13 protein-coding genes are annotated in these 12,210 nt (G+C 65.2%); 3 read left to right on the top strand and 10 right to left on the bottom strand.

All coding sequences use genetic code 11. The annotated features are described in order from the left end of the window. Window positions 1-73: 73 nt before the first annotated feature. The 8 genes from C8N44_RS10735 to C8N44_RS10700 form a co-directional block, all read right to left on the bottom strand. A complete protein-coding gene (locus C8N44_RS10735) occupies window positions 74-418 on the bottom strand; it encodes a DGQHR domain-containing protein (protein ID WP_107976298.1) in 345 nt (114 codons plus the stop codon). Window positions 419-862: 444 nt separating this feature from the next. Next, window positions 863-2,581 carry an ABC transporter substrate-binding protein gene (locus C8N44_RS10730; RefSeq protein WP_188758704.1) on the bottom strand — a complete coding sequence of 573 codons (1,719 nt, stop codon included), beginning with the start codon at window positions 2,579-2,581 and terminating at the stop codon, window positions 863-865. A gap of 40 nt (window positions 2,582-2,621) precedes the next feature. Next, window positions 2,622-2,894: a DUF2160 domain-containing protein gene (locus C8N44_RS10725; RefSeq protein ID WP_107976296.1), complete on the bottom strand. Its 273-nt coding sequence runs from the start codon at window positions 2,892-2,894 to the stop codon at window positions 2,622-2,624. 120 nt (window positions 2,895-3,014) lie between these two features. Continuing rightward, on the bottom strand, window positions 3,015-3,341 hold the full coding sequence (locus tag C8N44_RS10720) for a GIY-YIG nuclease family protein (RefSeq protein ID WP_244641059.1): 327 nt from the start codon (window positions 3,339-3,341) through the stop codon (window positions 3,015-3,017). Window positions 3,342-3,518: 177 nt separating this feature from the next. Then, window positions 3,519-4,409 carry a carbohydrate ABC transporter permease gene (locus C8N44_RS10715; RefSeq protein ID WP_188758706.1) on the bottom strand — a complete coding sequence of 297 codons (891 nt, stop codon included), beginning with the start codon at window positions 4,407-4,409 and terminating at the stop codon, window positions 3,519-3,521. Continuing rightward, window positions 4,409-5,281, bottom strand: coding sequence for a carbohydrate ABC transporter permease (locus C8N44_RS10710; protein ID WP_107976294.1), 873 nt, complete (start codon window positions 5,279-5,281; stop codon window positions 4,409-4,411). The genes C8N44_RS10715 and C8N44_RS10710 overlap by 1 nt, the downstream gene beginning before the upstream one ends. After that, entirely contained in the window at window positions 5,278-6,369 is a 1,092-nt protein-coding gene (locus C8N44_RS10705) for an ABC transporter ATP-binding protein (RefSeq protein WP_107976292.1), read from the bottom strand. Before C8N44_RS10705 ends, C8N44_RS10710 begins: the two co-directional genes overlap by 4 nt. Before the next feature lies 1 nt (window position 6,370). Continuing rightward, entirely contained in the window at window positions 6,371-7,459 is a 1,089-nt protein-coding gene (locus C8N44_RS10700; RefSeq protein ID WP_107976290.1) for an ABC transporter ATP-binding protein, read from the bottom strand. 437 nt (window positions 7,460-7,896) lie between these two features. Between C8N44_RS10700 and C8N44_RS10695 the strand changes: the two genes are divergently transcribed. After that, window positions 7,897-8,658: a DeoR/GlpR family DNA-binding transcription regulator gene (locus tag C8N44_RS10695; RefSeq protein WP_107976289.1), complete on the top strand. Its 762-nt coding sequence runs from the start codon at window positions 7,897-7,899 to the stop codon at window positions 8,656-8,658. A 68-nt stretch (window positions 8,659-8,726) separates the two neighbouring features. Here C8N44_RS10695 and C8N44_RS10690 read toward each other — a convergent pair whose 3' ends face one another. Continuing rightward, window positions 8,727-8,858, bottom strand: a complete 132-nt coding sequence (locus C8N44_RS10690) for a DUF2256 domain-containing protein (RefSeq protein WP_107976313.1) — start codon at window positions 8,856-8,858, stop codon at window positions 8,727-8,729. 17 nt (window positions 8,859-8,875) lie between these two features. Next, window positions 8,876-9,070: a hypothetical protein gene (locus C8N44_RS10685; RefSeq protein WP_107976287.1), complete on the bottom strand. Its 195-nt coding sequence runs from the start codon at window positions 9,068-9,070 to the stop codon at window positions 8,876-8,878. A gap of 108 nt (window positions 9,071-9,178) precedes the next feature. Here C8N44_RS10685 and pepN point away from each other — a divergent pair, with 108 nt between their 5' ends. Then, a complete protein-coding gene (gene pepN, locus C8N44_RS10680) occupies window positions 9,179-11,728 on the top strand; it encodes an aminopeptidase N (RefSeq protein ID WP_107976285.1) in 2,550 nt (849 codons plus the stop codon). A 44-nt stretch (window positions 11,729-11,772) separates the two neighbouring features. Continuing rightward, on the top strand, window positions 11,773-12,159 hold the full coding sequence (locus C8N44_RS10675) for a hypothetical protein (RefSeq protein WP_158274038.1): 387 nt from the start codon (window positions 11,773-11,775) through the stop codon (window positions 12,157-12,159). The last annotated feature ends 51 nt before the right edge of the window (window positions 12,160-12,210 follow it).

Here is a 12,210-nt window from a genome sequence, read left to right as displayed (position 1 = left end):
TTGGTTTTGTAGCTCGGCGGGAGAGGTCTGCTCATGCCGCCCCAGCTACCACGCTGGATTCACGAGATGAATCCTACATACGCCTTTGCGCAACAAAGCCCTGACCATCCAGAATTAAAAATGAGCTAGGAAGTATTTCAAAGCTAATTGTCTTATTTCTCGACTCATACTCTAGATTGCAAATTTGCTGTGCTGATAAGATAACGGATGTCGGGATAGTTCCATGCCCAGAGTCAATATACTTGGCGATCTCTGTAGCTCTTTTTTTATCCAACAGACGTTGAAAACCTGCTTCAGGGTCGCTATCCCGGGTCGTCACGAATGTGCATTCTCCAAGAGTATCGCTAGGCATCGCAAGCTGGTAGAAGCGGTGTTCTCCCTGAGTGAGCAATACTGCTGAGTAGCTTTCTCTCGCCATTTGGCCCCCATACCGTCGCCACTAAGTGCGAAGTCACTTTGACGAGACTTTTCGCTGACCGCAAGACATCGCGCTGCTCCGGAACACTACTGTGTCTTTCATTGGCCGGCAGAGGTTGGACGCAGCTTTTCAGATGTCTTCTAGGCGGCGTTTGTGGTCTCTGATTACCCCTGATTAGCGAAATTTTCCGAGGTGGGGGAGTTCAAGTAACACCTGAACGTGTATCTCGTTGGCCGTAGTATACGATGTCAAGTGGGCAAGAAGGATTGTGTTGAACCACGCTGGAAATTCATAGGACTCGACACAGAGGTCGGTTGTGGACCGAAATCGCTAATATGCAATCCTTGTGCATTGGGTGTTGGTCGGCGGGGACAACTAGCTTCGCCCCCCAAAAAAACGCGCCGGGCAAACACCCGGCGCGCTCCATCTCTCAAACCCTGAGGCTTACTGCCAGGACTGGACCAGCTCGTCGTAGGAGACGGTCTGGGGTTCCTCGTCCTCGTTCTCGAGTGCCGGCTTCGGCGCGCCGGGCTGTTCGAGCCAGTACTCGGGGTCGCGTTCCTCGTTCAGGACCGGGCCGAGATCGCCCTGAACGCCGGCGCGCTCAAGCCGGGACATGACGCTTTCCATGTCGGCGCAGAGCTGGTCGAGCGCCTCCTTGGAGGTCTTGGCGCCGGACATGGCGTCGCCGATGTTCTGCCACCAGAGCTGCGCCAGCTTGGGGTAGTCGGGCACGTTGGTGCCGGTGGGCGACCAGCGCACGCGGTCGGGCGAGCGGTAGAACTCGACCAGGCCGCCGAGCTTGGGCGCGCGGTCGGTGAAGTGGTCGGAGTTGATGGTGCTCTCGCGGATGAAGGTCAGGCCCACGTCGGACTTCTTCACGTCCACGGTCTTGGAGGTGACGAACTGCGCATAGAGCCAGGCGGCCTTGGCGCGGTCGGTGGGCGTGCTGTCGAGGATCGTCCACGAGCCCACGTCCTGGTAGCCGACCTTCATGCCCTCTTCCCAGTAGACGCCGTGCGGGCTGGGGGCGAGGCGCCACTTGGGCGTGCCGTCCTCGTTCATCACCGCGGGGCTGTCCACGAGGGGCGCCACGAAGGTGGTGTAGAGGAACATCTGCTGGGCGATGTTGCCCTGCCCCGGCACGGGACCGGCCTCGGAGAAGGTCATGCCGGCGGCGGCGGGCGGCGAGTAGTTCTGCAGCCACTCGATCGCCTTGTCGACGGCATAGACCGCGGCGGGCGAGTTGGTGGCGCCGCCGCGCGCCATGCAGGCGCCCACGGGCTGGGAGTTCTCGTTGACGCGGATGCCCCATTCGTCGACCGGCAGGCCGTTCGGTTCGCCCGTGTCGCCCATGCCGGCCATGGACATCCAGGCGTCGGTATACCGCCAGCCGAGGCTGGGGTCCTTCTTGCCGTAGTCCATGTTGCCGTAGATGTCCTGGTCGATGCCCATGTGCGACAGGTCACGGCCGGTGAAGAACTCGGCGATGTCCTCGTAGGCCGCCCAGTTGACCGGGACGCCGAGCTCGTAGCCGTATTCCTCCTCGAAGTCGGCCTTGTTCTTGTCGTCGTTGAACCAGTCGTAGCGGAACCAGTAGAGGTTGGCGAACTGCTGGTCGGGCAGCTGGTAGAGGTTGCCGTCGGGCCCGGTGGTGAACTGGGTGCCGATGAAGTCCTCGAGGTCGAGGGTAGGCGAGGTGACGTCGGCGCCCTCGCCTGCCATCCATTCGGTCAGGTTGCGGGCCTGGCCGTAGCGCCAGTGGGTGCCGATCAGGTCGCTGTCGTTGACGAAGGCGTCGTAGACGTTCTGGCCCGATTGCATCTGGACCTGCAGGCGTTCGACCACATCGCCTTCGCCGATGAGGTCGTGGGTGATGTTGATGCCGGTGATCTCGCTGAAGGCGGGGGCGAGGACCTGGGATTCGTATTCATGCGTGGTGATCGTTTCCGAGACCACGTTGATGTCCATGCCCTGCAGCTCCTGCGCGGCATCGATGAACCACTGCATCTCGGCTTCCTGCTCCTCGCGGGTCAGGGTCGAGACGTCGCCGATCTCGGCGTCGAGGAAGGCGCGCGCGGCCTCCATGTCCGCCAGCGCGGGGCCGCCCAGCAGGCCGAGCGCCACGGCGAGCGCCGTTGTCGATCTCAGGGTCGTGTTCATATTGGTTCTCCTCCCATTTTGAACGTTCTTGGTATGCGCGTCACACGAAGCGGAAGATTCCGGCCGCGAGGACGAGACATGCGATGAGCGCGTAGGGCTGCGGCGCGATGCCGAAGCCGAGCCACGCGAGATTGAGGAACGCCGAGGCGAGCAGCGTAATGAAGAGCCGGTCGCCCCGCGTCGTCTCGATCCCGAGCACGCCCCGGCGGGGCGTTTCGGGGAATTTCACGGCGAGCACGGTGAAGATCACCAGCAGCGCGGCGATCACCGCGAAGAAGGCCGCCGTCGGCCAGGTCCATGCCATCCATGCCATGTCAGTGGGTCCTTCCGGTGATTTTCGCGGTGTCATCCCCGGGCTTGACCCGGGGATCTGTTGGCCGGGAGGTCCTCGGGTCGAGCCCGAGGATGACGGGCGTCACGGCTGGCGTTCCGCTTACGGCGTGATCTCCTCCCAGAGGTCGCGCCAGTCCGCGTTGCCCTTCTCGATCAGCGCGATCTTCCAGTCGCGGCGCCAGCGTTTGAGCGCTTTCTCGCGGCGGATGGCTTCCGAGGGTTCCTCGAAGACCTCGAAGTGCACAAGCCGTTCGAGGTTGTAGCGGTCGGTGAAGCCCGGGGTCGCGTGGGTGCGGTGTTCCCACGCCCGCCGCGCGATGTCGCCCGTGACCCCGATGTAGAGCGTCCCCCGTGGCCGGTTTGTCATGATGTAGACGAACAGCGGGGGTGGGTCCTTCTTCATGGCCGGGGCAGTTGCCACCGTCATCCTCGGGCTCGACCCGAGGATCTTTTGGCGGGGAGATCCTCGCATCGAGTGCGAGGACCTCTTGGCCACGGGGCGCTCGTTGCAGGGAGGTCCTCGGGTCGAGCCCGAGGATGACGGTTCTGCGGTCCCGGTCGGCGCGCCCCATGATCACCTCGGAATGGTTAACAAAACCCTCCATCACACCCTCCCCAGGGCGAAGCCCTTGGCGATGTAGTTGCGCACGAAGTAGATCACCAAAGCGCCGGGGATGATCGTCAGCACGCCCGCGGCAGCCAGGACGCCCCAGTCGATGCCCGCCGCACCCACCGTGCGGGTCATGGTGGCGGCGATGGGCTTGGCGTCCACGGAGGTCAGCGTGCGCGACAGCAGCAGTTCGACCCACGAAAACATGAAGCAGAAGAAGGCCGCCACGCCAATGCCGCTCGCGATCAGGGGCATGAAGATCTTCACGAAGAAGCGCCCGAAGCTGTAGCCGTCGATGTAGGCGGTTTCGTCGATCTCGCGCGGGACGCCGCGCATGAAGCCCTCGAGGATCCAGACCGCCAGCGGAACGTTGAAGAGGCAGTGCGCCAGCGCAACGGCGATGTGCGTGTCGAAGAGCCCCACCGAGGAATAGAGCTGGAAGAACGGCAGCGCGAAGACGGCCGGCGGCGCCATGCGGTTGGTCAGCAGCCAGAAGAACAGGTGCTTGTCGCCCACGAAGCTGTAGCGCGAGAAAGCGTAGGCCGCGGGCAGCGCCACGGCGAGCGAGATCGCCGTGTTCATCACCACGTAGATCAGCGAGTTGACGTAGCCCATGTACCACGAGGCATCCGTCAGGATGGTGGCGTAGTTCTCGAAGGTCAGGTTCCGGGGCCAGAGCGAGAAGGTGCCGAGGATCTCGGTATTGGTCTTCAGGCTCATGTTGATGAGCCAGTAGATCGGCAGCATCAGGAAGAGCAGGTAGAGGGCCATGACCACCGCCGATCCGCTGGGGCGGAAGCGGCGCGCGGTGCGGGCCGTGTTGCGGGCGGCGGAGACGTCGCCGGGAATGCCGGCGGCACCCGGGGCCGAGGTGGTGTCGGACATCAGCGGCCCTCCCTTTTGTCGAGGTTGACCATCACGGTGTAGAAGACCCAAGAGATCGCGAGGATCACGAGGAAATACATCAGCGAGAAGGCCGCCGCGGGGCCGAGGTCGAACTGCCCCAGCGCCATCTTCACGAGGTCGATCGACAGGAAGGTAGTGGCGTTGCCGGGCCCGCCGCCGGTGACCACGAAGGGCTCGGTGTAGATCATGAAGCTGTCCATGAAGCGCAGCAGGATCGCGATCATCAGCACGCCCATCATCTTGGGCAGCTCGATGTAGCGGAAGACGGCCCAGCGGCTCGCCTGGTCGATCTTGGCCGCCTGGTAATAGGCGTCGGGGATCGACTGCAGCCCGGCATAGGCCAGCAGCGCCACCAGCGAGGTCCAGTGCCAGACATCCATGACGATGACCGTGGTCCAGGCGGCGAAGAACCCTTGGGTGTAGTTGTAGTCGATGCCGATGGCGTCGAGCGTGTAGCCCAGAAGGCCGATGTCGACGCGGCCGAAGATCTGCCATATGGTGCCCACCACGTTCCACGGGATCAGCAGCGGCAGCGACATCACCACAAGGCAGAACGAGGCCCAGAAGCCCTTTTTCGGCATGTTGAGCGCCACGAAGACGCCAAGCGGCACCTCGATGGCGAGGATGATGGCGGAAAAGACCACCTGACGGCCAAGCGCGTTCCACATGCGCTCGGAGTTCAGCATCTCCTCGAACCACATGATGCCGTTCCAGAAAAAGACGTTCTGGCCGAAGGTGTCCTGCACCGAGTAGTTGACGACGGTCATCAGCGGGATCACCGCCGAGAAGGCCACCAGCACGAGCACCGGCAGCACGAGAAACCATGCCTTCTGGTTGACTGTCTTGTTCATGCGGCCTCCCTCCGCCCCTGCGGGCTGATGCGCCAGTCGTTCTCGTAGAGGTTGATGCCCTCGGGATCGAAGGTGATGCGGTCGGCGCCCGCGGGCACGGGCGTGCCTTCGGGCAGCAGAGCGTTGACCTCCTGCCCCTGCCAGTCGAGCCGCAGGATCTTGTGGCGGCCCACGTCCTCGATCCGGCGGATGGTGACGGGCAGCCCCTCGCCGCCCGCGCTCAGCCGGGTGAACTCGGGGCGCACGCCCAGCTGCACCTTGCCGGTGGTGGCGGCATAAGTCCCGGGCAGCGGCACCACGGTGTCGCCGATGCGGGCCTCGGCGCCCGAAAGCTGCGCGTCGAAGACGTTCATGCCGGGCGAGCCGATGAAGTAGCCGACGAAGGTGTGGGCGGGACGCTCGAACAGCTCTTGCGGGGTGCCGATCTGGACGACGCGGCCATCGTACATGACCACCACCTTGTCGGCGAAGGTCAGCGCCTCGGTCTGGTCGTGGGTCACGTAGATCATCGTGTGCCCGAAATCCTGGTGCAGCTTCTTGAGCTGCGTGCGCAGTTCCCACTTCATGTGCGGGTCGATCACGGTCAGCGGTTCATCGAAAAGCAGCGCGTTCACGTCCTCGCGCACCATGCCGCGGCCAAGGCTGATCTTCTGCTTGGCGTCGGCGGTGAGGCCCCGCGCCTTGCGGTTCAGCTCGGCCTCCATGCCGATCATGGCGCCGACCTTCTGCACGCGCTTGCGGATCTCGTCGGCGGGCAGGCCGCGGTTGCGCAGCGGGAAGGCGAGATTGTCGCGCACGCTCATGGTGTCGTAGACGACCGGGAACTGGAAGACCTGCGCGATGTTGCGCTCGGCCGTGGCCTGGTCGGTCACGTCCTGCCCGTCGAACAGCACCCGCCCGTGGCTGGGGCGCAGCAGGCCGGAGATGATGTTCAGGAGCGTGGACTTGCCGCAGCCGGAGGAACCCAGCAGCGCATAGGCCTCGCCGTCGTTCCAGTCGTGGTTCAGCTCCTTCAGTGCGAAGTCGTCCTCGGAGCCGGGGTTGGGCAGGTAGGAATGGGCGAGATTGTCGAGCGTGATCTTGGCCATGTCAGGCGGCCTCCGCATAGGGGGCGGCCTGCGCGAGGGCGCCCGTCTCGTCGAAGAGGTAGACATGCGTGGGGTCGAGGTGGACCGTCAGCGTGTCGCCGGGGGTGAGCGCGCGGACGCCGTGGATGAGGCCCACCCAGCGCTCGCCGTGGTGGTCGAGGTGCACGAAGGTTTCCGACCCGGTGATCTCGGTCACGCTGAGCGTGGTCTCGAAGCTCATGGTCATGTCATGGAAGGCCTCGATCTCGAGGTGGTTGGGCCGGAAGCCTGCGGTGTAGACGCCATCGGGCACCTCGCCCGCGATGCGGTCGGCGGGCACGGACTGGCCGTCGGGGAAAGCGAAGCTGCCGCCGCGCTTTTCCACGCGCAGGAAGTTCATCGGCGGGTCCGAGAAGACGCGCGCCGTGGTGACATCGGCGGGGCGGCGGTAGACGGTGGGCGTCGGGCCGAACTGCGTGACGCGGCCCTGCCAGAGCGTGGCGCACTGGCCGCCGAGAAGAAGCGCTTCCTCGGGTTCGGTGGTGGCGTAGACGAAGATGGCGCCGGATTCCTCGAAGATGCGCGGGATCTCGGCGCGCAGTTCCTCGCGCAGCTTGTAGTCGAGGTTGGCGAGGGGTTCGTCGAGCAGCACGAGGCCTGCGTTCTTGACCAGCGCGCGGGCGAGCGCGCAGCGCTGCTGCTGGCCGCCCGACAGTTCCAGCGGCTTGCGGTCGAGCATGGGCGAGAGCTGCATGAGGTCGGCGGCCTCGCGCACGCGGCGGTCGATCTCGTCCCCCTGCAGCCCCAGGAGCCGCATGGGCGAGGCGATGTTGTCGTAGACCGTCATCGAGGGGTAGTTGATGAACTGCTGGTAGACCATCGCCACCTTGCGGTCCTGCACGCGAGTGCCGGTGACGTCGTCCCCCTGCCAGAGGATGCGCCCCGTGGTGGGCTGGTCGAGCCCCGCCATCAGACGCATCAGCGATGTCTTGCCCGACAGCGTCGGCCCCAGCAGCACGTTCATCGTGCCGGGCTCGAGCGTCAGGTCCGTGGGGTGGATATGCGTCTCCGCGCCCACGAGTTTCGACACGTTTTCCAGTGTCAAAGTCATGCTCGTCTCCTCCCGCGATCCGACCTTGGGGCCGGACCGCCCATGCATACCGCGAGGGCACGCCATTCTCAGCCGGTGCTTGCGCCCGGCAGACCCGACGAGGAGAGGCTGCAGCCACCCGGACCGGGTCGGCGCGCGGGATCATCCCTGCGCAAGACGCGGCCGGATACAGCGGTACTGCAAGCTGAAGTGTCCTCCCCGATCGCCGAGTCCTCCCAAGCTCAGATCCTCGCCTAGATTGGTAGCGGGTCCCGGCGCGTTTTGGAAGCGTGGATTTTCGTTTCTATTCGATTCCGCTACGGCACGAGCCGACGAAACGAGGAGGACAACGTAAAATACCTGAAAAGACTGATCTTCTCTGGCGGCGAAAGACGCACGCCACGAAAGCCATTGACAAAAACGAACACAAGCGAACACTGGCGCGAAAGGGATGCGCCATGTCACAATCCATCCGTCACCCCGAGATACTGGAGATTGCCCGACGCGAGGGCAAGGTCACGGTGGAGGGGCTGGCCGAACATTTCGAGGTCACGCTGCAGACCATTCGCCGCGATCTTAGCGACCTGGCCGAGGCCGGGCGGCTGGAGCGCGTGCATGGTGGAGCGGTGCTGCCGTCGGGCACCACGAACATCGGCTACGAAGACCGGCGAGGGCTCAACGCCGAGGGCAAGGCCGCCATGGCGAGGGCCTGTGCCGCGGCGATCCCGCACGACTGTTCGGTCTTTCTCAACATCGGCACGAGCACAGAGGCCGTGGCCGAAAACCTCCTGTCGCACCGCAACATCCTTGCGGTGACCAACAACCTCAACATCGCGGGCACGCTGGCGCGCAACGGCGATTGCGAGGTGGTGGTGACGGCAGGCGCGTTGCGACGTGCCGACGGCGGGCTGACCGGCGCGCTGACCGAGCACACGATCCGCCAGTTCAAGTTCGATATCGCGGTGATCGGATGTTCGGCACTGGACGAGGAAGGCGACATCCTCGATTTCGACATGCAGGAAGTCGGTGTGACCCGCACGATCATCGAGCAGTCGCGTCAGGTCTTTCTCGTGGCCGATCACACGAAGTTCCGCAGGCAGGCGCCGGTGCGCGTGGCCGCGCTTTCGGATCTTGCCACCTTCTTCACGGATATGTCTCCGCCCGAGGCGATCGCCGCACGCTGCGCCGAAATCGGCGTCGCGCTGAGGGTGGCGGGGTAAGGGGGCGCTGCCCCCTCCTGGCCTGCGGCCAGTTCACCCCCGGGAGTATTTCTGCCAAGAAGAAGCGATCAGCGGGCGCGGCGGCAACGGTCCGAGCAATAGCGAACTTCGTCCCACACCGCGGCCCATTTCCGACGCCAGGTGAAGGGTCGGTCGCATCTGGCGCAGATCTTCGTGGGAAGATCGCCCTTTCGCCGCATGCGGCCGCCCTGCCCGCTCATTCCTCGGGGTCCCCGCCGGGGCCGACTTCGACCTGTTCCTCAGCCCCGTCAGGGCCCGGGGCGCGTTCGACCACCATGACGGAGTACACCGCCGTGATGATCGCGACGAAGCCCAGCACGACGGCGATGCCCGTCAAGGCGGGTCTGTGACGGCGTTTTTCGGTTTCGAGATTTGTGCCCGGATCGGACATGGTTCCTACCTCTGCTTGCGTTTCGGGGGCCGCCATTGCGGCTCTGCTCTCGAGGGCATAACAGTCTAGGACGCCAAGATGTTCGATCAACTCCCAGCGAGGACACCCATGAAGGACGCCGCCCCCCGGACCATCTACCTACAGGACTACGCGCCCTTCGGCTGGCAGGTGCAGAGCGCGCACCTCACGTTTCGCCTTGCCCCCGAGGCGACGCGCGTCGTCTCGCGGTTGCATTTCGCGCCGAACCCCGGCGCGCCGGCGCAGGACTTCTTCCTGCACGGCGAGGAGCTGACACTGATCCGGGCCAGCATCGATGGCGAGGAGATCACACCCGAGGTCACGCCCGAGGGACTGCGCTGCGAGGTCCCCTCCGGCCCCTTCCTGTTCGAGGCCGAGGTCGAGATCGCGCCGGCGAAAAACACCGCACTCGAGGGGCTTTACATGTCGAACGGCATGTACTGCACCCAGTGCGAGGCGGAAGGCTTCCGCAAGATCACCTATTACCCCGACCGGCCCGACGTGATGGCCCCCTTCGAGGTGCGCATCGAGAGCGACCTGCCGGTGCTGCTGTCGAACGGCGACAAGGTGGAGATCGGCGAGGGCTTTGCCGAGTGGCATGACCCCTGGCCGAAGCCCTCCTACCTGTTCGCGCTGGTCGCGGGCGAGCTGGTGAACCACGCCGGCCAGTTCACCACGCGCGGCGGGCGCGATGTGGAGCTTAACGTCTGGGTGCGCCCCGGTGACGAACACAAGTGCCCCTTTGCCATGGAGTCGCTGAAGACCTCCATGCGCTGGGACGAGGATGTCTACGGGCGGGAATACGATCTAGACATCTTCAACATCGTGGCGGTCGACGATTTCAACATGGGCGCGATGGAGAACAAGGGGCTGAACATCTTCAACTCCTCGGCGGTTCTCGCATCGCCCGACACCTCGACCGACGCGGATTTCGAGCGGATCGAGGCGATCATCGCGCACGAGTATTTCCACAACTGGACCGGCAACCGGATCACCTGCCGCGACTGGTTCCAGCTGTGTCTGAAGGAGGGGCTGACGGTCTTCCGCGACCAGAGCTTTACCGCGGACCTGCGCAGCGCGCCGGTCAAGCGCATCAGCGACGTGCTGATGCTGCGCGCGCGTCAGTTCCCCGAGGACCAGGGGCCGCTGGCACACCCGGTGCGGCCGGAAAGTTTCCAGGAGATCAACAACTTCTACACAGCCACCGTCTACGAGAAGGGCGCCGAGGTGATCGGCATGCTCAAGCGACTGGTGGGCGACGAGGATTACTTCAAGGCGCTGGATCTCTACTTCGAGCGGCACGACGGCGATGCGGCCACCATCGAGGACTGGCTGGCCGTCTTCGAGGATGCCACGGGGCGGGATCTGTCGCAGTTCAAGCGCTGGTATTCGCAGGCGGGTACGCCGCGGCTGCGCTACGAGGAGAGCTTTGCCGACGGGACCTACACACTGACCTTCCACCAGCACACGCCTCCCACCCCCGGGCAGGAGGAAAAGGCGCCGCAGGTGATCCCGGTGGCGGTCGGGCTGCTGGGGCCGAACGGCGATGAGGTGGTCGAGACGCGGGTGCTGGAAGTGACCGAGGCGGAGCAGAGCTTCAGCTTCGAGGGGCTCTCGGCACAGCCGGTGCCCTCGGTCCTGCGGGGGTTCTCGGCGCCGGTGGTGCTGGAGAACGACATCCCGCGCGAGACGCGGCTGTTCCTGCTGGCCCATGACACCGATCCCTTCAACCGCTGGGAGGCCTCGCGCAGCCTTGCGCGCGAAAGCCTGATGGCGAGCGTGACCGAGGGCGCCGAGCCCGACGGCGCCTGGCTCGATGCACTGGGACAGGTGCTGTCGGAGACCGGTCTGGAACCGGCGTTCCGGGCGCTGATGCTGGGTGTGCCGGCGCAGGCGGAGCTGGCGCGCGCGCTGCACGAAAAGGGCGTGACGCCCGATCCCGAGGCGATCTGGACGGCGTCGGAGCGGCTGGCGCAGACCATGGCCGCGCGGTGGGAAGGCATGCTGCCGGCGCTGGCCGAGGAGGCGAAGGTCGAGGCGGATTATGTGCCCGATGCCGAGCAGTCGGGCAAGCGGGCGCTGGGCAGTGCCGTGCTGGCGCTGCAGACGCGGCTCGACGGGGGCGCGGCGGCGCTGGCAGCCTTTGACGGGGCGACCAACATGACGCAGCAGCTAGCGGCCTTGTCCTGCCTTGTCCGCGCGGGGCGGGACAAGCAGGCGCTCGAGGCCTTCCACGCGCAATGGAAGAACGACAAGCTGGTCATGAACAAGTGGTTCGGGCTGCAGATCGCGCTGGCGGGACCGGATGTGGCGGTCGAGAGGACCGAGGCGCTGGTGAAGCATCCGCAGTTCGACGCATCGAACCCCAATCGCTTCCGCGCGGTGCTGGGGGCGCTGGCGGGCAATCATGCAGGCTTCCACCGGGCGGACGGGCACGGCTACCGGCTGCTGGCCGATCACCTGATCGACCTCGATTCGCGCAACCCGCAGACGGCGGCGCGCATGGCGGTCGCCTTCCAGACCTGGACCCGCTACGACGAGGGCCGCCAGGCGCTGATGAAGGCCGAACTTGAGCGGATCGCCGCCAAGCCGGGGCTGAGCCGGGACATGTCGGAAATGGTCTCGCGCATGCTCGGCTGAGCGCCTTGGCCTGGCGGTTCGAGCGCAGCGGGCGGCGGCCCGCTGTGGCTGTCGCGCTCGCTGTTGTCTGGGCAGCGCTGCTGGCGGCTTGGCGCTGGCTCGGGGCGGCGGAATGGGTGCTGCTGCCCTTCCTCGTGCTCAGCCTGCCGGCCGCCTGGGATCTTGTCACCGGACGCCAGGCGGGGCTGGAGATCGACTGTCTCGCAATGCGTTGGTGGAGTGGCGGCCATCGCGGCGAGGCGCGGCTGTCCGCCATCGACCACGTCCGGCTGGAGCGCCGGTTCGACCTCAGCCTGCGGGCGCGGCTGGTGCTGCCGGACGGGCGGCGCGTCACCCTACCGCAGGACAGTCTTCCGCCGCTTGCGACGCTGGAAACCGCGCTCGCGAAGGCGGGGCTTCGCAGTGAACGCCATCCGTTTTCGCTCTTGTGACGGAACCGCTCCTCGGGCACGAGCGTTACTCAATGCTTGACCCACGCGGTT

It is taken from the genome of Allosediminivita pacifica (genome assembly GCF_003054175.1).
Classification (GTDB): Bacteria; Pseudomonadota; Alphaproteobacteria; order Rhodobacterales; family Rhodobacteraceae; genus Allosediminivita; species Allosediminivita pacifica.
Note: the sequence above shows the minus strand (reverse complement) of the source record. Positions and strands in the feature narration are given on the sequence as shown.

What these genes read in the sequence shown, in the direction of transcription:
- C8N44_RS10735 (WP_107976298.1), bottom strand. Translation starts at nt 418, where the DNA reads ATGGCGAGAGAAAGCTACTCAGCAGTATTGCTCACTCAGGGAGAACAC.
- C8N44_RS10730 (WP_188758704.1), bottom strand. Translation starts at nt 2,581, where the DNA reads ATGAACACGACCCTGAGATCGACAACGGCGCTCGCCGTGGCGCTCGGC.
- C8N44_RS10725 (WP_107976296.1), bottom strand. Translation starts at nt 2,894, where the DNA reads ATGGCATGGATGGCATGGACCTGGCCGACGGCGGCCTTCTTCGCGGTG.
- C8N44_RS10720 (WP_244641059.1), bottom strand. Translation starts at nt 3,341, where the DNA reads ATGACGGTGGCAACTGCCCCGGCCATGAAGAAGGACCCACCCCCGCTG.
- C8N44_RS10715 (WP_188758706.1), bottom strand. Translation starts at nt 4,409, where the DNA reads ATGTCCGACACCACCTCGGCCCCGGGTGCCGCCGGCATTCCCGGCGAC.
- C8N44_RS10710 (WP_107976294.1), bottom strand. Translation starts at nt 5,281, where the DNA reads ATGAACAAGACAGTCAACCAGAAGGCATGGTTTCTCGTGCTGCCGGTG.
- C8N44_RS10705 (WP_107976292.1), bottom strand. Translation starts at nt 6,369, where the DNA reads ATGGCCAAGATCACGCTCGACAATCTCGCCCATTCCTACCTGCCCAAC.
- C8N44_RS10700 (WP_107976290.1), bottom strand. Translation starts at nt 7,459, where the DNA reads ATGACTTTGACACTGGAAAACGTGTCGAAACTCGTGGGCGCGGAGACG.
- C8N44_RS10695 (WP_107976289.1), top strand. Translation starts at nt 7,897, where the DNA reads ATGTCACAATCCATCCGTCACCCCGAGATACTGGAGATTGCCCGACGC.
- C8N44_RS10690 (WP_107976313.1), bottom strand. Translation starts at nt 8,858, where the DNA reads ATGCGGCGAAAGGGCGATCTTCCCACGAAGATCTGCGCCAGATGCGAC.
- C8N44_RS10685 (WP_107976287.1), bottom strand. Translation starts at nt 9,070, where the DNA reads ATGTCCGATCCGGGCACAAATCTCGAAACCGAAAAACGCCGTCACAGA.
- pepN (WP_107976285.1), top strand. Translation starts at nt 9,179, where the DNA reads ATGAAGGACGCCGCCCCCCGGACCATCTACCTACAGGACTACGCGCCC.